Source organism: Massilia aquatica (assembly GCF_011682045.1).
In the GTDB taxonomy this organism is placed as follows: domain Bacteria; phylum Pseudomonadota; class Gammaproteobacteria; order Burkholderiales; family Burkholderiaceae_D; genus Telluria_A; species Telluria_A aquatica.
In genome coordinates, this window is sequence record NZ_VVIW01000034.1 from 44,565 (window position 1) to 63,768 (window position 19,204).

Here is a 19,204-nt window from a genome sequence, read left to right on the forward strand (position 1 = left end):
TCATGGCGCGCCCGTCCCGAGCATCACCGCCAGCGCCGGCGCGGACGGCGTGGCGGAGCCGGCCCCGGCGCGCTGCCCACGCCGCCCCTGCCAGCCGAGCTTGATGACCACCGGCGCCCCGGCCGCGCCCGCGCATTCCCACGCCAGCGCCCGGCCCGCATCGTCCCAGACGACGGCGTCGCGGCACACCGCAATGCGCCCGCCCGGAAAGCCGGCGTGCAGCGCGGCCAGCGTATCGGCGATATCGAAGCGCGCCAGTTGCGCACTGTCGCAGCGGCCCGCGCCATAGCATTCGGCCGGCGCGGGCGGCGGCACGCCCTCGCCCGCCTGGTAGCGCAGCTGCAAATACGGATTGATGGCGTCGCTCAACTGCATTTGCGCGGCATTGGCGCGCATGCGTTCGGCCAGGCTGCTGGCCAGATGCACCCCGCGCGACATCAGGTTTGACTCATGGCGGGTGCGCAGCGCCGCCACCTGGGTGCCAAGTGCGCCGAGGATGCCGACGGCCAGCAGCAGTACCGCAACCAGCACTTCGATGAGCGTGAATCCGCCGCCGACATGGTTCCGCTTTGACCGCATGACACCCCCGCAACGTTAGACGACGCGTTAGACGACGCGTTAGACGACGCGTTAGACGACGCATTAAGCGACGCGCCCGGTCATGCCGCCGCAGCCTGTCAGCAAGGGCTGCAAGGTCGGTGAGCTGTTGATCTGGATCGCTTGGGAGTTACGTTAACAGCGCTGCATGCAGGCGCGCATGGCCTGCCTCAAACGTGTGAGCTGAACTATTTACGCGGTTTGCGTTCGTGGCCTACTTCGGCAATGGCTTCCTGGAACTCGGCCAGGTCTTCGAAGTTTTTGTAGACCGACGCGAAGCGGATGTAGGCAATCTTGTCGAGGCGTTTCAGTTCCTGCATGACCAGCTCGCCCACGTGGCCGGTATCGACCTCGCGCTGTCCGCTGGTAAGCAGTTTTTCCTCGATCGACGCGACGGCCTGGTCGATGGCCTCGGCCGACACGGGCCGCTTGCGCAGCGCCAGCATCAGGCTGCCGCGCAGCTTGACCGAGGCGTACTCGGTGCGGCTGCCGTTTTTCTTGACAATGATCGGCATCGACAATTCGATCCGTTCATACGTGGTAAAGCGCTTGTCGCACCTGGCGCAGCGGCGCCGGCGCCGGATTGAATCGCCCTCCTCGGATACGCGCGTATCGAGGACCTGCGTATCTTCATGCTGACAGAAAGGACATTTCATGGGGCGCCGGCCGTTGCTGTGATGTGAACTTAGATCAAGCCGCGTAGACCGGATACTTGTCGGTCAGCTTCTTGACCTCAAGCTTGACGCGCTCCACGACAGCGGCGTCGTTCGGGTTGTCGAGGATGTCCGCGATCAGGTTGCCGACCGTGGTCGCATCTTCTTCCTTGAAGCCGCGCGTGGTGAAAGCCGGGCTGCCGAGGCGGATGCCGGAGGTCACGAACGGTTTTTGCGGGTCGTTCGGGATGCCGTTCTTGTTGCAGGTCATGTGGGCGGCGCCCAGCAAGGCTTCGGCTTCTTTCCCGGTCAGGTTCTTGGCGCGCAGGTCGACCAGCATCACGTGCGACTCGGTACGGCCGGAGACGATGCGCAGGCCGCGCGCGATCAGCGCCTTGGCCAGTGCGTCGGCGTTTTTCACGACCTGCTTCTGGTACTCGGTGAACGATGGCTCCAGCGCTTCCTTGAAGGCAACGGCTTTACCGGCGATCACGTGCATCAGCGGGCCGCCCTGGATGCCAGGGAAGATGGCCGAATTGATGGCTTTTTCGTGCTCGGCCTTCATCAGGATGATGCCGCCGCGCGGGCCGCGCAGCGATTTGTGCGTGGTCGAGGTGACGAAGTCGGCGTGCGGCACCGGGTTCGGGTACACACCGGCGGCGATCAGGCCGGCGTAGTGCGCCATGTCGACCATGAAGTAAGCGCCCACTGCCTTGGCGACCCTGGCGAAACGCTCGAAGTCGATTTTCAGCGAGAACGCCGATGCACCGGCGATAATCATTTTTGGCTTGTGCTCATGCGCAAGACGCTCCATGGCCTCGTAGTCGATGTCTTCCTGTTCGGTCAGGCCGTACGACACCACGTTGAACCACTTGCCCGACATGTTCAGCGCCATGCCGTGGGTCAGGTGGCCGCCTTCGGCCAGCGACATGCCCATGATGGTGTCGCCCGGCTTGAGCATGGCGAAGAACACGCCCTGGTTAGCCTGCGAGCCGGAATTGGGCTGCACGTTGGCCGCTTCGGCGCCGAACAATTGTTTGACACGGTCGATCGCCAGTTGTTCCGCGACGTCGACGAATTCGCAGCCGCCGTAGTAGCGCTTGCCTGGATAGCCTTCGGCATATTTATTGGTCAGCTGCGAGCCCTGGGCTTGCATGACCGCTGGCGAAGTGTAGTTCTCGGACGCGATCAGCTCGATGTGATCTTGCTGGCGTGCGTTTTCCTTCTGGATCGCGCCCCACAATTCCGGGTCAACGTTGGCGAGCGTGTGTTCTTTTGAAAACATGAAAAAACTCCAATCGATAAGAGTGCGAGGCACCTGATATGCAAGAATCGAATGAGGGGAGCCGTCGGGAATGGAACAGGCAGCCTCATCGTGCGCTTCCATCGGTGGCTGCCCAGGCGAACGGCTGATGAAATCTCACGTTCCCCGGTGGATGCCCACCTTTCGCCGCCAGGCAGCTATGCGCCGCGACTTTTCGCCAGTTACGTGAGACGTAATGGAGCCCAAATTGTAAGTTAAGTCCTTGATTAGGGCAAGGAATGGGATTGCCTAAATGGCAGGTGGCGGTCAATCTGGTCACTTGGGCTACAATCCGGCACAGCTTTGCACTTCTCCAGGACACTACTATGATCGTCTTCATCACCGGCGCCTCGGCCGGCTTCGGCGCCGAAATGGCCCGTACCTTCGTCAACAACGGCCATCAGGTCGTCATCAGCGGACGCCGCAAGGACCGCCTGGACGCCCTCGCGGCTGAACTGGGCGACCTCGCCTTGCCCATCGTCATGGATGTCACCTGCAAGGAATCCATCAACGAAGCCTTGTCGATGCTGCCGCAATCGTGGCGCCAGGTCGATGTGCTGATCAACAATGCCGGCCTGGCGCTGGGCACGTCGCCCGCGCATGAAGCCCCGCTGGAAGACTGGGAAACCATGATCGCCACCAACTGCACCGGGCTGGTGACCATGACGCGGGCGCTGCTGCCGGCCATGGTCGAGCGCGGCAGCGGCTTGATCATCAACCTGGGATCGGTAGCCGGCAACTATGCTTACCCGGGCGGCAATGTGTACGGCGCCACCAAGGCCTTTGTCGACCAGTTCACCCTGAACCTGCGCGCCGACCTGGTCGGCACCGGCGTGCGCGCCACCAACCTGGCGCCGGGCCTGTGCGGCGGGACCGAGTTTTCCAACGTGCGCTTCAAGGGCGACGACGACAAGGCGGCCAAGGTGTACGAAGGGACCGACCCGCTCACCGCCAAGGATATCGCCGCCACCGCGTTCTGGATCGCCACCTTGCCGCCGCATATCAATATCAACATGATCGAGATGATGCCGACCTGCCAGGGCTTCGGGCCGTTCGCGATCAAGCGCAACTGACCCGCAGCGGCGGCGCCTGCGTAACAAGACTACTTGCCCATGTAAGCGTTTGTTACAGAACTTGGCACTTCGGCATGGCTCACGTCTACTTGTGCGCCATCCGGGCCGCCGGGCGCCGATCTTTATGTACGCTTGCGTACATTTACAGCAAAAAACCGCGTAAAATGTTTCCGATATTCACTTATGGCAAATGAAATGCCCTCAGTATTCAGTTGGCCGGTTCGGGTCTATTACGAAGACACCGATGCCGGCGGCATCGTCTTTTACGCGAACTACCTCAAATTCTTCGAACGCGCGCGCACCGAATGGCTGCGTGCGGCCAAGGTCGGCCAACAGGCGCTGCGCGACGAACACGGCGCCATTTTCGTCGTCAAGAACGCCAGCATCGACTATCACGCGCCAGCGCGGCTCGATGATGCATTAAACTTGACATTGAGTATAGAAAAACTGGGGCGCGCATCGGTCCAGTTCATCCAGCAAGCCTGGCACGGCGATGTATTGCTGGCCAGCGCGAGGGTCAAAGTGGGCTGCGTCGACGCAGTCACCCTGCGTCCACGCGCCCTGCCCGACGCCACCGCTGCTAAAATGCGTGCCGCCTGACACTTCACACCTAGAAAAATCCAACGCCAATGAATGCAGCCCAAGACCTTTCCTTTATCGCCCTGATCGGTAACGCGCACCTGATCGTGCAATTGATCATGGCACTGTTGCTGGGCCTGTCCATCATGAGCTGGACCTATATCTTCCGCAAGGCCTTCGCGGTGCGCGCCGCCCGCCAGCAGACCGAACAGTTCGAACGCAGCTTCTGGGCCGGCGGCAACCTGCACACCCTGCACCAGAACGCCAGCACCACGCGCGAACAGAGCGGCGCCCTGGCGCGCATCTTCGAAGCCGGCATGGGCGAATTCATCAAGGGCAAGCAAGCGTCGCCGCAGCGCGATCCGCTCGAGACCGGCGCCGTGCTCGACGGCGCCCGTCGCGCCATGCGCGCCGCCTTCCAGCGCGAACTCGATGCGCTCGATTCGCACCTGAACTTTTTGGCCTCGGTCGGTTCGGTCTCGCCGTACATCGGTTTGCTGGGCACCGTGTGGGGCATCATGAACGCCTTCCGCGGCCTGGCCAACGTGCAGCAGGCCACCTTGGCCGCCGTCGCGCCCGGCATTGCCGAAGCGCTGATCGCGACCGCCATCGGCCTGTTCGCAGCCATTCCGGCCGTGGTCGCCTACAACCGTTTTACGCACGATATCGACCGCCTGGCCATCCGCTTCGAGAGCTTCGTCGAAGAATTCTCGAACATCTTGCAGCGCCAGTCGCGCTGATCGGAGGCACTCATGGCATCGTTTTCCAGCAGCCTGCGCGGCGGACGCAAACGCAAGTTCAAGTCCGAAATCAACGTCGTCCCCTACATCGACGTGATGCTGGTGTTGCTGATCATTTTCATGGTCGTGCCGCCGGCAAACAGCCCGAGCGTGATCAACCTGCCGAGCGCGGAAAAATCGGCGCTGCCGCCGGACGACTATATCCAGATCGTGCTCAAACCGAATGCCACCTTGAGCATCGGCATCAACGGCAAGAACAGCGTTGCGCCCGAAGAACTGCCTAACCGCAACGCCGTGATGCGCCGCCTGCGCACCCTGCACGCCGAGCATCCCGAGTATCCGGTGATGATTGCGGGCGACCGCGACAGCAAGTACGACGACGTGATCCAGCTCGTTTCCGAAGCGAAAAAGATGGGCATTAACCGGGTCGGCCTTGCCACCAAGTGAAGACGATGGCGCCCCTGACTCCCGCCGCCAATCCGGGCGGCCCCTACACCGTGCCGCCCGAGCCGAGCCGCGTCCCCTCGGTCGTGCTGGCGCTGGCCGTGCACGCCGGTCTGTTGCTGTTCCTGTGGGCTGGCATTAACTGGCAGAACGTGGCGCCGACCACGACCGAGGCGGAACTGTGGGACCCGCAAGTGCAAGATGCCGCGCCGTTGGCGCCGGCGGAAGCGCCGCCGCGCGTGGTGAAACCGGTGACGCCGCCAAAGCCGGTCGAGAAACCGGTCGAGAAGCCGGTCGAAAAACCGATACAGAAACCGGTCGAAAAAGCGGTCGAAAAAGCGCCTGAGAAGCCGGTGGAGAAGCCGCCCGCCGTCAAGCCGCCCGACATTGCGCTTGAACGCGAGAAGAAACTCAAGCAACAAAAGCTCCAGCAGGAGCAGCGCCTGGCCGAGGAAAAGCGCGCGCTGGAACTGGCCCGCAAGGAATTGGCCGAGCAAAAGAAACGCGAAGAGAAAAAACTCGACGACCAAAAGAAATTGGCCGATCAGAAGAAGCTCGACCAGAAAAAGCTCGAACAGCAAAAGCTCGACCAGCAAAAACTCGAGCAACAAAAGCAGGAACAGGACAAGCTGGCGGACAAGCAGGCCCAGGACAAGGCGGCCAAGGCCGACAAAGCCGCCAAGGACAAGAAACTGGCCGAGGAACAGAAAAAACTCGACAAGCTGCGCGAGGCCGAAATGCGCCGCATCACCGGCGACACCGGCGGCAACGGCGAGGCCGACAAGCGCAGCGCACCGAAAGGCGACCCGAGTTATTTCGGCGCGATCGGCGCCAAGATCAAGAGCAACCTGAATTACACGGGCAGCACCAGCATGCCGGGCGATCCGCAAGCGGTGTACCAGATCGAACAATGGCCGACCGGTGAGATCAAGTCGGTCAAGAAGATCAAGAGCAGTGGTGTACCGGCGTACGACCAGGCGGTCGAGAACGCGATTGCCAAATCGTCACCGCTGCCGAAGAAAAAAGATGGTACGGTAGACCCGTCAGTTCCCGCCGCATTCAAATTGAAGGAAACCCAAAAAAGCCATGACTAAACTCAGCACATTGATACTGACCGGTGCCCTCATCACCGGTTCCTCGGCCTACGCGCAAATGCGCGTGGAAGTGGTCGGCGTCGGCAGCAACCAGATTCCCATCGCAATTGCCGCGTTTGCCGAAGAAGGCGTGGCGCCCGCGCAGGTCTCGGCCATCATCCGCGCCGACCTCGAACGCAGCGGCATGTTCAAGATCATCGACGCTGGCAGCACCCTGTCCGAATCGTCGCCGGTCGACTACGGCCAGTGGAAGTCGCGCGGCGCCGATGCGCTGGTGGTCGGCAGCGTGCAGAAACTGGCCGATGGCCGCTTCGAAGTGCGCTACAAGCTGCACGACACCATCAAGACCAATCAGCTATCGAGCATGAACCAGTCGGTGCAGCCGAAATACGCGCGCCTGTCGGCTCACAAGATCGCCGACGACATCTACGAAAAACTGACCGGCAGCCGCGGCGCCTTTTCCACCCGCGTGGCCTACGTCAATGAAAACCGCGCCGCGCGCGACTACCGCCTCGAAATCGCCGACGCCGATGGCGAATCGGTGCAGGTGGCGGTGCGCTCGAACGAACCGATCATTTCGCCATCATGGTCGCCGGACGGCGGCAAGGTAGCCTATGTGTCGTTCGAAAAGCGCAAACCCATCATCTACGTGCAGGACCTGGTCACCGGCTCGCGCAAGATCGTAGTCAACGAAAAAGGCAGCAACTCGGCCCCGTCCTGGTCGCCCGACGGCTCGCGCCTGACGATGGCCTTGTCGAAAGACGGCCACACCCAGGTGTATGTGGTGGGCATCGACGGCAGCGGCCTGCGCCGCGTGTCGAACAGCAACGGCATCGACACCGAGCCGCAATTTTCGGCCGATGGCCAGACCATCTATTTCACCAGCGACCGCAGCGGCGGTCCGCAAATCTACAAAATGCCGGCGGCCGGCGGCAACGCGCAACGCGTGACCTTCAATGGCAGTTACAATATCAGCCCGCGCGTCTCCTCGGACGGCAAAACCCTGGCCTGGGTCTCCCAGCGTGACGGTGGCTATTCCCTCTATGCGATGGACCTGGCCAGCGGCCAGGAACTGCGCCTGGCCGATGCGGCCACCGAACCGAGTTTTTCGCCCAACGGCAAATACATCATGTACGCAACCAAAGGCGGCGGTCGCACTTCGCTGGCTGTGGTCTCGGTCGATGGAAGGGTCAAGCAGCGCTTAACAACCCAGGCAGGAAACATCAGGGAGCCCAACTGGGGTCCCTTCATGAAGTAATCGCAGTAACAACGTCGTTCACGTTATTTTTAACACCGTCCAGGAGAAAACACCCATGCGCAATTTTAAAACCCTCGCATTCATCGTCAGTGGCGCCGCTTTGCTGTCGGCTTGCAGCACCCCGGTCAAAGATGCACCGGCGCCAGTGACCGAAGTACCGGTTGCCAACAAGACCGTCGTTAAAGACGACGCGCGCGAAGTCAAAATGGAACAAACCGGCTCGGTCGATCCGGTCAACGATCCAAAAGGCGTGCTGGCAAACCGCAGCATCTACTTCGACCTCGACAGCTACGTCGTGCGTGAAGATGGCAAGCCGGTGGTCGAGAACCACGCCGGCTACCTGACCAAGAACAAGACCCGCAAAATCATCATCCAGGGCAATACCGATGAACGCGGCGGCACCGAGTACAACCTGGCGCTGGGCCAGAAACGTGCCGAAGCCGTCCGTAAATCGATGGCTTCGCTGGGCGTAGCCGAGTCGCAGATGGAAGCTGTCTCGCTGGGCGAAGAAAAGCCGAAGGCAACCGGTGGTGGCGAAGCCGCATGGACCGAAAACCGTCGTGCCGACATCGTCTATTAATCGCTTGCCGTAAGCGGCATCCGGACCACCGGGGCGGCGCGCAGTGCGAACTGTGCCCGCCCCGCTGACCTTGTGCCACGGTGTTGTAGTTTCAACGGTTTTGAAAGAGTCACGATCATGATCACACTGTCCAAGTCCCGCATCGCCAGCGCCTGCCTGGCGCTGGCCGCCTGGGTGCCGCTGCAGAGCCACGCCGGCCTGCTTGACGATGATGAAGCACGCAAGGCCATCCTCGAATTGCGCGCCAAGGTCGACACCATCGCGCGCGAGGTCAATGCCCGCATCGACACCAAGTCCGACCGCAGCAGCGCGCTCGACATGGTGAACCAGCAGGAGCAGACCCTGTCCGAGATCGCCAAATTGCGCGGCCAGGTGGAAGTGCTGACCAACGAACTGGCCAATGCGCAGAAGCGCCAGAAGGATTTTTACAGCGACCTCGACGAGCGCCTGCGCAAGCTCGAGCCGCGCCAGGTGACCATCGACGGACGCGAAGCGGCGGTCGATCCGAACGAGCAGCGCACCTACGACGCGGCCATGGCCATGTTCAAGGGCGGCGACTACAAGAGCGCGGCGTCGGCCCTGGGCGAGTTCGTGCGCCGCTATCCGGCCTCGGGCTACGCCGCCAACGCGCAATACTGGCTGGGTAACGCCTACTACGCGTTGCGCGACTACAAGAACGCGATTTCGGCCCAGGAACTGGTGGTGAGCCAGTACCGCGACAGCGCCAAGGCGCCGGACGCGATGCTCAACATCGCCAGCAGCTACACCGAGCTCAAGGACACCAAGAACGCCAGGAAGGCGCTCAAGGACCTGGTCGCCAAGTATCCGGAGTCGAGCGCGGCGCAGGCGGCCAAGGACCGGCTGGCGGTGCTGAAGTAAGGTGGGTCACACCACGGTAAAAAATGTGTGCTGGGGCATTTGACAGAAGCGCGGATGCCCCCTATAATCTTGCTTCTTCGGGTCGTTAGCTCAGCTGGTAGAGCAGCGGACTTTTAATCCGTTGGTCGCAGGTTCGAATCCCGCACGGCCTACCACGAATACAGCAGTACAGAACAGGGTTTCCCGCTTCGGCGCGAAACCCTTTTTTGCGTTCGCGTGATCCTGTTCCGTGATGGCCGGTTGGCGCGGCACGTCGTGTCGGTCAGCGCGTCTGCTTCACGGCGTTCAAGAAGTAGCCTTCCCAATACAGCACCAGCTGTTCCCTGTCCCGCACATAGATAAAGTTGATACCCACCGGTTCGCGGCACGTGACCGTGATCTCGCGAACCTTGTCGGTCAAGGGCAGCTTCTTCGGTTCAAAATTATATTGCTTCACGAAGTAAGGATAGAAGCGGCGCTGCACCACCTTGAAAGAGGGATTCATGCAATCAGCCTTCCCGAAGCGAACCCTGTCCGGCGCGATCACCAGCCGCGTACCGACCAGCTTGCCCGCCTCGTCATCGGACAGCGAGGTGGACTCCTGGCTGTCCAGCACCGCCGTTATCTTCCACTCCCCGTAATAGTGGCGATCCAGCCGGGCCGCGTGCGTGGCTTGCGACAGCAAGAGTGCGAAACAGAGCACGATCGGCTTCATCAATTCTCCTTGCGATGCTGATGTTGACTGAACCAACCGCCCGCCTCCCCGGGGCGCTCGACCATGTTGCTCGGGCGCCTGCCTGTCGTCCGATAACGACAACAGGTTACAGTTGGCGTAAAATAGTTGGTCAATCCGATGGCAGGCGAGAGCGCTGCCGGCAAGATTGAGCGATACGCCGCCGTATCAGCCGCAGCTTCGACAACCGAGCCGGATTTTCGCCCCTGATCATCGTTGATATAGGAATGCGCGTTGGCAAAAATAGACTACCCTCCCATCCTGCGGCCGGGCATCCATGTCATGACGCTCGACCAGATCCGCGACACATTTGTTGCGCCCCTTCGGGAGGCTACCCCAAGGCTGCGCATGTTTTCCCTGTTCGATCAGTGGGTTGCGCGGCTTCGCCAACTGAACGTGACAGGAACCTTATGGCTGGACGGTTCCTTCGTCACCCGCAAGCCGGATCCAGGCGATCTGGACTGTGTCCTGTGGAACCCATCGTTTACCGGCCCTATTTCTGAAGAGAGTAAAATCGAAGTGCGTACGATGACTGATTACGCGTCGGCCAAGGCACTGTATGGTATTGATCTCTACATCGCAACTCCACTTCCGAATAGAAAGATGGCTTCTGAAGCATACTGGCGCGGGATATTTGGCTTCCAGCACGACGGTAGAAGCGCCAAGGGGTTTGTGGAGTTGAAAATATGAGTACCGGTTTTCTTGAGCGTCACGCCAACGAACTACAGCGCGAAGCGCAGCAAACAGCTGAGCGAAGTGCCGCCGCCCCTGACGATTTCTGGCTGAACGCCGCTGCGGATAATCAACGGCAGGCCGCGCGCGAGGCTTTCCGTGAACTGGAACTGGTCTATGCGCGAGAAAGCGGAGAGCTGCTCGATATGCGCTTTTCAGGCCCGAAAGCCAATGGTTCCATTTCCCTTGATGCATTTCTCAAGATCACCGAGCCGCTCAACAAAGCCTGGAAAGCGGCGGCCTTCCGCCTGCGGCACGGCGTTGTCGACGGTCGGATTGGACATGACATCGGCGATATCCTGAATCTGAAGTTGGCTGGCATCGCTCATGGTTCAACCCATATCCTGCTGACCGGAAACGGGGCCACCGACCTGGCAGGCGAGAGCCTGTTGCGGGAAACACTGACCCAGACTTTCCGTCTGCTTTCCTCACACAACGACGACTTCTACGATGCGGTCGATGCCATGGGTGGACGTGCGGCTCAGTATGTCGGTGAGGCTCTCAAGGCAATCGGTACAGCCGGACTTTCCGCGCAGTTTACGTGGCAGGACAGGGGCACCGTGAATTTCTGGAACGGCTCGACTGGGGAGGTCTCAAGAATCCGTGCCCTGTTGGCCAGCGTGTCGCAGCCTCAAGTATATGAGGAAACATTATCCGGTACCGTTGCGGGCATTTTTGATAGTGGACGCCTCGATCTCCGGACCGCTGCCGGCAAAGTCCGGATTCGGTTTCCACTCGACATGATTCCACTAGTTCAGAGATTTCAGATTGCCTCTCAAGCGTCCATCCAGGTGCAGACAACGCGTTTTTCAGACCCGGTAACAAAACGCGACGTGGTCACCTACCAGATGCTTCGAGCGGACGAGTAAGCGCCATGTGCCGGCGATGATCTTGCCATGCGGTGTTCACGCAGGCCCTGCCCAGACACCAAAAGCGCCCGGCCAGCCTCCCATCTGGCGCCGCTGATCTGAACCGGCGCCTCCGGCCCCATCAGCGTTCGACCGCGGCCGGCGCTTACCGGCGCAGCCAATACGCGTAACACCATACCGGCACCGCGCCCATCAGCCAGAGGATGGGCGTGTTTAAGCTATTCTGGACCGGCTCCGGCAGGAAGGCGTCGATCAGGCCGATGATCGCCAGGACGGCCAGGTTGATCAGCACCGCGATGCCGAACGCATTGAACTTGCCCCACCAGCTGCGCTGGCGCTTGAACAGCACCGACAGCATCCCGCCGACCATCAATATCAGCAAGCATCCGGCGTAAAGTAACACTTCCATCGCACTCCCCTGTTATTCGCTTCTTCGCGTCAGGCGCGGCCCGCCTGCGCCGCCCCTGTTGCAGCAATCCCACCCCGCACTCCCATGCTTAACATTTGTCAACAGGCCGCGTGTCGGACAATCTTACACTGATTCACTAAGTTAACCAGTAGAAACATTCCCGCACCAAGCACGCGGGCCTTCCGTCCCGGCCATCGCCTGGCGGCCACCGCGCAGGACCTGGACATGATGCCGACACCGAACCATCCCCTGCGCGCCGCCGCGCTGGCCGCCGCGCTGGCCAGCCTGGCCCCGCCCGCCATGGCCGGCCCCGAGCACCAGCAAGACCTGAACGCCCTGCCCATCGAACAATTGCTCAACCTGGAAATCATCACCGCCTCCAAGTTCGCCCAGCAGATCAGCGAAGCGCCCTCGTCGGTGTCGGTGATCACCGCCGACGACATCCGCCGCTTCGGCTACCGCTCGCTGGCCGACATCCTGCGCAGCGTGCGCGGGGTGTATGTGACGGACGACCGCAACTACAGCTACGTCGGCACGCGCGGCTCCGGGCGCCCGGGCGACTTCAACACCCGCCTGCTGATCCTGGTCGACGGCCGCCGCCTCAACGACATGGTGTACGACCAGGGCGCGGTCGGCACCGAATTTCCCATCGATACCAGCCTCATCGAACGGGTCGAATTCGTGCCCGGACCGGGCTCGGCCATGTACGGCAGCAGCGCGTTTTTCGGCGTCATCAACGTCATCACCAAGACCGGCGCCGCGCACCAGGGCACCACCCTGGCCGCCAGCGCCGCCAGCGCCGGCGCGCGCAAGGCCCGCATCGCCACCGGCTTTGGCTACGCCAACGGGCCCGACCTGCTGCTGGGCGCCTCCTGGCTCGAGCGCAAGGGCGGCGACCTGTATTTTCCCGAATACGACGATGCCGCACACAACTTCGGCGTGGCGCGCCATCTCGACCACGACCTCTACAAGCGCGCCTTCGCCAAGCTGAGCTGGGGAGGCTTCTCGGCCAGCGCCTTTGCCGGACGGCGCACCAAGGGCATCCCGACCGCATCCTACGGCCAGCAGTTCAACGATCCGCGCAGCCAGACCAGCGACGAGTACGCGTCCGTCGGCGCGGCCTGGCAGGCGGCGCTCAGTCCGACCCTGGACGTGCACGCCGGCGTCAATCTGCGCAGCTACCGCTACCAGGGCACCTACATCTTCGTACCCGACAGCGCAACGGTCAATATCGACGCCGCCGAAAGCCGCACCCTGTCTACCGAATTGCGCCTGCTCAGTACAGCCTTTCGCAACCACAAGATCATTGCCGGCGCCGAGTACGCGAGCGACCACAAACGCATGATGATCAATTACGACCTGGCTCCCTACGCATCGTATCTGCTCAGTGAGCGCCCCAAAAAACGCGCCGGCCTCTACCTCCAGGACGAGTTCCGGCTGGGCGAACGCATCATCCTCAACGCCGGCCTGCGCCACGACCATGACGACGAAGGCGGCGGCAGCAGCAATCCGCGCCTCGCCCTGATCTATAAAGCGGCCGCGCACAGCACCCTCAAGGCCCTGTACGGCACCGCCTACCGCTCGCCCAACTCCTTCGAGCGCGATTACGCCATCAGCACCGGCTACAAGCGCAATCCGGGCCTCAAGCCCGAGCGCATCCAGACCTATGAAGTGATCGGCGAGTATTTTCCGTCCGAAAATTTCAGGACCACCGCCTCGCTGTTCCAGTACCGACTCACCGATCTGGTCGCCCTCACCACCGACCCGCTCGACAGCCGGCTGCTCCACTCGAACATCGATTCGGCCCGGTCCAGAGGCGCCGAGTTCGAAGCCGAATGGCTGCGCGACGACGGCAGTTCGCTCAAGACCAGCGTCAGCCTGCAATACGCGCGCAACGGCGTCAGCGGCGAATGGCTGAGCAATTCTCCGCGCCAGTTGTTCAAGCTGAACTACGCCAAGCCATTCTGGCGCGATACCCTGCGCGCCGCGCTCGAATGCCAGTTCACCAGCCGCCGCCGCACCACCAGCGGCGGCCAGGTGGGCGGCTTCGGCCTGGTCAACCTGACCGTGCTCAGCGGCGCGCTGGGGAAACACGTGGAACTGTCCGCCAGCGTCTACAACCTGCTCGGCAAGCACTACGCCGATTCGGCCAGCGAAGAGCATTACGACAGCGGCACGCCGGCGCGCTACCTGAACGCCATCGGCCAGGATGGGCGCAGCTGGCGCATCCAGGCCAGTTACACCTTCTGATGATGCGCCCCGCTCCCGTGCCCGCCCCCGCTCCCGTCCACGCCGCGCCGCCCGCGCGCGCCGCCCGCCGCCGCCGCTTCTGCGCCCTGGCGCTGGCCCTGCTGCTGCCCGCGCCCGCCCAGGCGCAAGCCCAGGCCGCCGCGGAATATGCCGCCAAAGCGGCATTCATCTACAACATCGCCCTGTTCAGCACCTTTCCGAATCCGGATGCGCCGCTGGTCAGGCTGTGCGTGCTCGGGCGCGACCCGTTCGGCAAGCTGCTCGCCAGCCTGGAGGGCAAAGCGCTGGGCCAGGCAAAAATGACGATCGCCTACCCGGGCTCGGGCGGGGACGCGCTCAGGCAATGCCAGATTGTGTTTGTGAGCGCCTCCGAAAGCGCCGGCGTGGCCCTGCTGGCGCAGTCGGCGCCGCAGGAAGGCGTGCTGACCGTGTCCGATGCGAAGGGCGCGGCGCGCCTGGGCATCATGGTCGAACTGGGCGTCGAGGACAAGCGCATCGCCTTCGAATACAACGCCGAGGCGGCGCGCGCCGCGCACATCACGCTCAGTTCCAAAGTGCTGCGCCTGGCGCGCGCGGTGCACTGAATCCACCCAACGGACCCCATCATGAAACGCCCATGGCAGCGCAACCGCAGGAAACAAACCCTGAGCACCAAGCTCACCTGGGCCAACCTGGTCACCAGCGGCACCGTGATCCTGCTCTCGACCCTGTTCCTGCTGGGAATTCAGAGCTATTTCTTCACCTCGGCCCTGGTGCGCCAGACCCAGGCGCAAGCGGCCATGGGCAGCGAAAACATGTCGGCCGCCATGCTCTTCGGCGACCAGCTCGCCGCCGGCGATATCCTGGCCGCCCTGCGCGTGGTGCCGGATGTGCAGGCGGCCGTGGTGTACGACAACGCCAACGGCCGCTTCGCCAGCTACCAGCGCGACGCCGGCGCCGGCGTCGGGCAGGCCATGCCGCCCGCGCCGGCGAAGGCCAGCGCCAGCGGCACCACCCTGTCCTGGCGCCACGTCACCGTGGCCGAGCCGTTGATCGTCAAGCGCCAGCGGCTCGGCACGCTCGTCGTGCAAAGCTCGCTGGGTAGCGTCTACCACCAGCTCGCGCTCTACCTGGCGCTCACCATTCCGGTCATGCTTGCCGTGCTCGCCATCGCCCACCTGGTGCTTTCGCGCCTGCAACGCTTCATCACCGGCCCCCTGCGCGCGCTGTCGGAGACCAGCGCGCAGATCTCGCGCCTGGGCGACTATGCGATCCGCGCCGAAGTCAGTTCGCTGGCCGATATCGGCATGCTGTCCACGGCGTTCAACACCATGCTTGAGCGCATCCAGAAACGCGAAAGCGAACTGGAGGCCGAAATCAGCGAGCGCAAGCGGGTCGAGGTCAAGCTCGACCGCCTGGCCCACTTCGACAACGTGACCCAGCTGCACAACCGCCACTTCTTCAACGAGCGGCTGGAAGCGGTCATCGCGCGCGCCGCGCAGTGCCAGGAGCGCGCCGTGGTCATGTTCATCGACCTCGACAACTTCAAGGCCGTCAACGACACGCTCGGGCACGACATCGGCGACGACCTGCTGCGCCTGGTCTCGCGCAGCCTCGCCGACACCTTGCGTCCCGGCGACGCCATCGCCCGCATCGGTGGCGACGAATTCGCCATCATCCTCGAAAACGTGCACCAGATCGACGCTGCCGCCATGGTGGCCGAAAGATGCCTGCTTAAGATCGCCCAGCCGATTGCCATCTCCGGCCACGAGATCCACATCAGCGCCAGCATCGGCATCAGCGTCTATCCGGACCACGCGGCGAGCATGCACGAGCTGCTCAAATATGCCGACAGCGCCATGTACTACGCCAAGAACAGCGGCAAGAACGCCTACCGCCTGTTCACCCACAGCATGCAGGAAGACGCCCGCAAGCGCTTCACGCTCGACAACAACCTGCGCCGCGCGCTCGAACGCAAGGAATTCGTGCTGCACTACCAGCCGCAGATCGACCTGCGTACCGGCGCCATTTGCGGCGCCGAAGCCTTGATCCGCTGGATCCACCCCGACCTTGGCATGATCAGCCCGGCCGACTTCATTCCCGTGGCCGAAGAATCGGGCATGATCGTGGCGATCGGCGAATGGGTGCTGCGCGAAGCCTGCCACGAACTGCGCGCCTGGCACGACGCCGGCCACGCCATCCGCATGTCGATCAACCTGTCCGGGCGCCAGCTGAGCGAAGACGGCCTGGTCGCCTCGGTGCTGGCGATTGTCGACGACAGCGGCATCGACGCCCGCTGGCTGGAACTGGAACTGACGGAAAGCATGCTGATGGACGCCTCGGCCAGCGTGATCGACAAGCTGCACACCCTCAAGCGCGCCGGCATCGTGCTGGCGATCGACGATTTCGGCACCGGCTATTCGTCGATGAGCTACCTGAAAACCTTTCCGGTCAGCGCGCTCAAGATCGACCGCAGCTTCGTGCAGGACCTGCCGCACAGCACCGAAGACGCGGCCATCACCCGGGCCATCATCGCCCTTGCCAGGAGCCTGAAGATGGAAACCGTGGCCGAAGGCATCGAGACGCAGGAACAAGGGGAATTTTTACGCGCCAACGGCTGCGACAAGGCGCAGGGCTATCACTACGGGCGCCCGCTGCCGGCGGCGCAAATCAGGGAATTGCTCCGGCGCGGCAAGCATGAGGAGCGCGACCGCGCCCTGCCGTGCAGCGCCTGATACCGGGCGCGAGGCGGACTCAGGCATACGAAAACGGCATAGTCGACGAGAAAATGCATATATTTATATGCATAACTTTGCTGATAGCATCGTTTTCTTTTCATTTCGCTAACACAAGCGAGCCTGTCGCGTAGCCCGATTGACAACTCACCCCGGAGTTCTGCCCCCATGACCGATTTCCCTGTTTCAGCCCTGGCCGCCGCGCTGGCGATTCCCCTGTCCCTGCTGGCCAACCCGGCCAGCGCCGCCAATTGCAACGCCGCCGTGGTCAACGGCGGCGTCTACAGCATCGTCAACGCCGCCTCCGGCCGTGCGCTCGACGTGGTGGCCGGCTCGACCCAGGGCGCGGCCGAAGTCCAGCAGTGGGGCTACGGCGCCAGCGCCAACCAGCAGTTCACGCTGCGCGACGCCGGCAACGGTTACTGGACCATGCAGGCCAAACACAGCGGCCTGCTGCTCGACGTGCTCAACCTGTCGGTCAACGACGGCGCCCGCATCATCCAGTGGAACGCCAGCGGCGCCCAGAACCAGCAATGGCTGCTCAAGAAATCGACCGGCGGCGGCTACAACGTCGTCGCCCGCCACTCCAGCAAGTCGCTTACCGTGGCCGACAACAACAGCGGCACGCGCGCCTACCAGGCCACCGACACCGGCAGCGCCCTGCAACGCTGGTACTTCAATCCCATCAACGGCTCCTGCGGCGCGACCGCCCAACCGGCGCCCGACGGCTTCGCGGCCCAGCCCGGCGCCGACGGCCTGACGAGCACCACCGGCGGCGGCGCCACTGCGCCGGTCACCGTGACCTCGTGCAGCGCCTTGAGCAGCGCCCTGCAATCGACCTCGGCCGCCGTGATCCAGATTCCCGCCGGCGCCACCATCGATTGCCGCACCGCCGTGCGTTCCGAAAGCACCTGCGCGGTGGCCTGCCCGACCTACCAGGATCCGGGCAAGAGCACCTACCGGATTCCGGTCGGCGCGCAAAGCTGCAAGGAACTCGGTTCGACCAGCGAAACGCGCTTCATGCGCCCGCGCGATGAAAGCACGATCCGGGTCGGCTCCAACAAGACCCTGGTCGGCCTGAACAAGGACGCGCGCATCGTCGGCGCCACGCTCAACCTCTCGGGCGCGCAGAACGTCATCATCCGCAACCTGGCCATCGAAAACATCAACCCCGGCCTGGTCGAAGGCGGCGACGGCATCACCATCAGCAAGTCGAGCCACGTGTGGGTCGACCATGTGCGCTTCAACCTGATCAGCGACGGCCACATCGACATCCAGGACAGCAAGAACGTGACCCTGAGCTGGAACCGGTTCGACGGCACCAACCCGGCCGTGTGCGGCAACCAGCACCACTACACCAACGCCTTCAGTAACTCGCAGGTGACCTTGCACCACAACTTCTGGAACAAGACCTCGGGCCGCAATCCCAAGCTCGACGGCGCCGCCTCGCGCACCCATCTGTACAACAATTACTGGCTCGACGTGCCCTACTTCGCCATCGGCGCCGGCGGCGGCGCCCAGGTCAAAGTCGAAGGCAACTTCTTCGCCAACACCGCCAGGCCGCACTGGACCAGCAACAACGACGCCTTCATCGACGCCAACATCGCCTCCAACCGCTACACCGGCAAGTCGGCCACCGATCCGGACAAGGATAGCGGCGCCAAGGTCTTCGGCGACACCACCCTGTTCCCGTACAAGCTCGACGACGTGGACAAGCTGCCCGCTGCGCTGTCCGGCGGCAGCGGCGCGCGTTGACCTTCAGCGGCTGGCCATGATACCGTTGCCGCCGTTGCCGGCAACGGCGTCCAGCCCACGCCCATGCCCCCGACCCCGCCCCTGATTCCCGCTCATAAAGACGACGGCGACGCCGTGCAAGCGGCCATTGGCGCCGGCTGGCCCGCCGTGCTGCCCGTGCTGCCCGCCTTGCTGGCGTGGCTGCAGGATATGAACTGGCCAGTGGCGCGGCCACTTGCGCAGTTCCTGGCCAGCATCGGCGCGCCGCTCGCTCCCGCCATCAGGCAGGTGCTCGATGGCGATGACGGCATCTGGAAAACCAACCTCATCCTGCAACTGGTTGCGCCCTCGCCGGCCCTGCGCGCTGCGCTGGACGCCGACCTGCGCCGCCTCGCCGCGCACCCGAGCGCAGGGGACCGCGCCGAAGAGGTCGACCAGGCCGCGCTCGACGCGCTGGGCTAGGAGCCTGCGCGGCAGACAGTTTTTTCGCTGAGCATGCCAAGCGCGTCTTCGCCGCCGTCGATAGCGATTCACTTTCGCGTGCGAAAGTCGAATGAAATAGAAGCTTCCGGCCTCAAATTGGG

At 63.0% G+C, this 19,204-nt stretch carries 20 protein-coding genes, 1 tRNA gene and 1 riboswitch; of the genes, 16 read left to right on the forward strand and 5 right to left on the reverse strand.

What is annotated here, in order from left to right; genetic code table 11:
* The 3 genes from pilV to glyA form a co-directional block, all read right to left on the reverse strand.
* Window positions 1-579, reverse strand: coding sequence for a type IV pilus modification protein PilV (pilV, locus tag F1609_RS31185; RefSeq protein WP_167081331.1), 579 nt, complete (start codon window positions 577-579; stop codon window positions 1-3).
* 206 nt (window positions 580-785) lie between these two features.
* Window positions 786-1,253, reverse strand: coding sequence for a transcriptional regulator NrdR (gene nrdR / locus F1609_RS31190; protein WP_167081333.1), 468 nt, complete (start codon window positions 1,251-1,253; stop codon window positions 786-788).
* A gap of 34 nt (window positions 1,254-1,287) precedes the next feature.
* Window positions 1,288-2,535, reverse strand: coding sequence for a serine hydroxymethyltransferase (gene glyA, locus F1609_RS31195; RefSeq protein ID WP_167081335.1), 1,248 nt, complete (start codon window positions 2,533-2,535; stop codon window positions 1,288-1,290).
* A gap of 103 nt (window positions 2,536-2,638) precedes the next feature.
* A riboswitch (ZMP/ZTP riboswitch) is annotated at window positions 2,639-2,749 on the reverse strand.
* A 130-nt stretch (window positions 2,750-2,879) separates the two neighbouring features.
* Here glyA and F1609_RS31200 point away from each other — a divergent pair.
* From F1609_RS31200 to F1609_RS31240, 9 genes are all read left to right on the forward strand, one after another.
* Window positions 2,880-3,626: an SDR family NAD(P)-dependent oxidoreductase gene (locus F1609_RS31200; RefSeq protein ID WP_167081338.1), complete on the forward strand. Its 747-nt coding sequence runs from the start codon at window positions 2,880-2,882 to the stop codon at window positions 3,624-3,626.
* Window positions 3,627-3,821: 195 nt separating this feature from the next.
* Entirely contained in the window at window positions 3,822-4,226 is a 405-nt protein-coding gene (ybgC, locus tag F1609_RS31205) for a tol-pal system-associated acyl-CoA thioesterase (protein WP_167081340.1), read from the forward strand.
* Window positions 4,227-4,255: 29 nt separating this feature from the next.
* Entirely contained in the window at window positions 4,256-4,945 is a 690-nt protein-coding gene (gene tolQ / locus F1609_RS31210; RefSeq protein WP_167081342.1) for a protein TolQ, read from the forward strand.
* A 12-nt stretch (window positions 4,946-4,957) separates the two neighbouring features.
* A complete protein-coding gene (locus F1609_RS31215; RefSeq protein ID WP_167081343.1) occupies window positions 4,958-5,392 on the forward strand; it encodes a biopolymer transporter ExbD in 435 nt (144 codons plus the stop codon).
* 5 nt (window positions 5,393-5,397) lie between these two features.
* A complete protein-coding gene (gene tolA / locus F1609_RS31220) occupies window positions 5,398-6,483 on the forward strand; it encodes a cell envelope integrity protein TolA (RefSeq protein WP_167081345.1) in 1,086 nt (361 codons plus the stop codon).
* Window positions 6,476-7,741 (forward strand): Tol-Pal system beta propeller repeat protein TolB, encoded by a 1,266-nt coding sequence (tolB, locus tag F1609_RS31225; RefSeq protein WP_167081347.1) that lies wholly within the window; start codon window positions 6,476-6,478, stop codon window positions 7,739-7,741. Before tolA ends, tolB begins: the two co-directional genes overlap by 8 nt.
* Before the next feature lie 55 nt (window positions 7,742-7,796).
* Window positions 7,797-8,321 (forward strand): peptidoglycan-associated lipoprotein Pal, encoded by a 525-nt coding sequence (gene pal / locus F1609_RS31230; RefSeq protein WP_167081349.1) that lies wholly within the window; start codon window positions 7,797-7,799, stop codon window positions 8,319-8,321.
* 117 nt (window positions 8,322-8,438) lie between these two features.
* Window positions 8,439-9,200, forward strand: coding sequence for a tol-pal system protein YbgF (gene ybgF, locus F1609_RS31235; RefSeq protein ID WP_167081351.1), 762 nt, complete (start codon window positions 8,439-8,441; stop codon window positions 9,198-9,200).
* Window positions 9,201-9,279: 79 nt separating this feature from the next.
* Window positions 9,280-9,355: transfer RNA gene (locus F1609_RS31240), tRNA-Lys, on the forward strand.
* 107 nt (window positions 9,356-9,462) lie between these two features.
* Here F1609_RS31240 and F1609_RS31245 read toward each other — a convergent pair.
* Window positions 9,463-9,894, reverse strand: a complete 432-nt coding sequence (locus F1609_RS31245; RefSeq protein WP_167081353.1) for a hypothetical protein — start codon at window positions 9,892-9,894, stop codon at window positions 9,463-9,465.
* 252 nt (window positions 9,895-10,146) lie between these two features.
* Here F1609_RS31245 and F1609_RS31250 point away from each other — a divergent pair, with 252 nt between their 5' ends.
* Window positions 10,147-10,602: a DUF6932 family protein gene (locus F1609_RS31250; RefSeq protein WP_167081355.1), complete on the forward strand. Its 456-nt coding sequence runs from the start codon at window positions 10,147-10,149 to the stop codon at window positions 10,600-10,602.
* Window positions 10,599-11,513 (forward strand): hypothetical protein, encoded by a 915-nt coding sequence (locus F1609_RS31255; protein ID WP_167081357.1) that lies wholly within the window; start codon window positions 10,599-10,601, stop codon window positions 11,511-11,513. Before F1609_RS31250 ends, F1609_RS31255 begins: the two co-directional genes overlap by 4 nt.
* Window positions 11,514-11,658: 145 nt before the next feature.
* Here the strand turns inward: F1609_RS31255 and F1609_RS31260 are convergent, their stop codons facing one another.
* The gene (locus F1609_RS31260) at window positions 11,659-11,922 is read right to left on the reverse strand and encodes a hypothetical protein (RefSeq protein WP_167081358.1); all 264 of its coding nucleotides are present in this window, start codon (window positions 11,920-11,922) and stop codon (window positions 11,659-11,661) included.
* Window positions 11,923-12,147: 225 nt separating this feature from the next.
* Here F1609_RS31260 and F1609_RS31265 point away from each other — a divergent pair, with 225 nt between their 5' ends.
* The 5 genes from F1609_RS31265 (at window position 12,148) to F1609_RS31285 (ending at window position 19,082) form a co-directional block, all read left to right on the forward strand.
* Entirely contained in the window at window positions 12,148-14,172 is a 2,025-nt protein-coding gene (locus tag F1609_RS31265) for a TonB-dependent receptor plug domain-containing protein (RefSeq protein WP_167081360.1), read from the forward strand.
* On the forward strand, window positions 14,172-14,756 hold the full coding sequence (locus F1609_RS31270; RefSeq protein ID WP_167081362.1) for a YfiR family protein: 585 nt from the start codon (window positions 14,172-14,174) through the stop codon (window positions 14,754-14,756). Before F1609_RS31265 ends, F1609_RS31270 begins: the two co-directional genes overlap by 1 nt.
* Window positions 14,757-14,777: 21 nt before the next feature.
* Window positions 14,778-16,886, forward strand: coding sequence for a putative bifunctional diguanylate cyclase/phosphodiesterase (locus F1609_RS31275; protein WP_167081364.1), 2,109 nt, complete (start codon window positions 14,778-14,780; stop codon window positions 16,884-16,886).
* 168 nt (window positions 16,887-17,054) lie between these two features.
* Window positions 17,055-18,641 (forward strand): RICIN domain-containing protein, encoded by a 1,587-nt coding sequence (locus tag F1609_RS31280; protein ID WP_167081366.1) that lies wholly within the window; start codon window positions 17,055-17,057, stop codon window positions 18,639-18,641.
* 63 nt (window positions 18,642-18,704) lie between these two features.
* Window positions 18,705-19,082 (forward strand): DUF5071 domain-containing protein, encoded by a 378-nt coding sequence (locus F1609_RS31285; RefSeq protein ID WP_167081368.1) that lies wholly within the window; start codon window positions 18,705-18,707, stop codon window positions 19,080-19,082.
* Window positions 19,083-19,204 lie beyond the last annotated feature (122 nt).

Coding starts and splice junctions, on each gene's coding strand:
- nrdR (WP_167081333.1), bottom strand. CDS start 1,253: ATGAAATGTCCTTTCTGTCAGCATGAAGATACGCAGGTCCTCGATACG.
- F1609_RS31245 (WP_167081353.1), bottom strand. CDS start 9,894: ATGAAGCCGATCGTGCTCTGTTTCGCACTCTTGCTGTCGCAAGCCACG.
- ybgF (WP_167081351.1), top strand. CDS start 8,439: ATGATCACACTGTCCAAGTCCCGCATCGCCAGCGCCTGCCTGGCGCTG.
- F1609_RS31285 (WP_167081368.1), top strand. CDS start 18,705: ATGCCCCCGACCCCGCCCCTGATTCCCGCTCATAAAGACGACGGCGAC.
- F1609_RS31280 (WP_167081366.1), top strand. CDS start 17,055: ATGACCGATTTCCCTGTTTCAGCCCTGGCCGCCGCGCTGGCGATTCCC.
- F1609_RS31270 (WP_167081362.1), top strand. CDS start 14,172: ATGATGCGCCCCGCTCCCGTGCCCGCCCCCGCTCCCGTCCACGCCGCG.
- tolB (WP_167081347.1), top strand. CDS start 6,476: ATGACTAAACTCAGCACATTGATACTGACCGGTGCCCTCATCACCGGT.
- ybgC (WP_167081340.1), top strand. CDS start 3,822: ATGCCCTCAGTATTCAGTTGGCCGGTTCGGGTCTATTACGAAGACACC.
- F1609_RS31255 (WP_167081357.1), top strand. CDS start 10,599: ATGAGTACCGGTTTTCTTGAGCGTCACGCCAACGAACTACAGCGCGAA.
- F1609_RS31265 (WP_167081360.1), top strand. CDS start 12,148: ATGATGCCGACACCGAACCATCCCCTGCGCGCCGCCGCGCTGGCCGCC.
- pal (WP_167081349.1), top strand. CDS start 7,797: ATGCGCAATTTTAAAACCCTCGCATTCATCGTCAGTGGCGCCGCTTTG.
- glyA (WP_167081335.1), bottom strand. CDS start 2,535: ATGTTTTCAAAAGAACACACGCTCGCCAACGTTGACCCGGAATTGTGG.
- F1609_RS31215 (WP_167081343.1), top strand. CDS start 4,958: ATGGCATCGTTTTCCAGCAGCCTGCGCGGCGGACGCAAACGCAAGTTC.
- tolA (WP_167081345.1), top strand. CDS start 5,398: ATGGCGCCCCTGACTCCCGCCGCCAATCCGGGCGGCCCCTACACCGTG.
- tolQ (WP_167081342.1), top strand. CDS start 4,256: ATGAATGCAGCCCAAGACCTTTCCTTTATCGCCCTGATCGGTAACGCG.
- F1609_RS31200 (WP_167081338.1), top strand. CDS start 2,880: ATGATCGTCTTCATCACCGGCGCCTCGGCCGGCTTCGGCGCCGAAATG.
- F1609_RS31260 (WP_167081358.1), bottom strand. CDS start 11,922: ATGGAAGTGTTACTTTACGCCGGATGCTTGCTGATATTGATGGTCGGC.
- pilV (WP_167081331.1), bottom strand. CDS start 579: ATGCGGTCAAAGCGGAACCATGTCGGCGGCGGATTCACGCTCATCGAA.
- F1609_RS31275 (WP_167081364.1), top strand. CDS start 14,778: ATGAAACGCCCATGGCAGCGCAACCGCAGGAAACAAACCCTGAGCACC.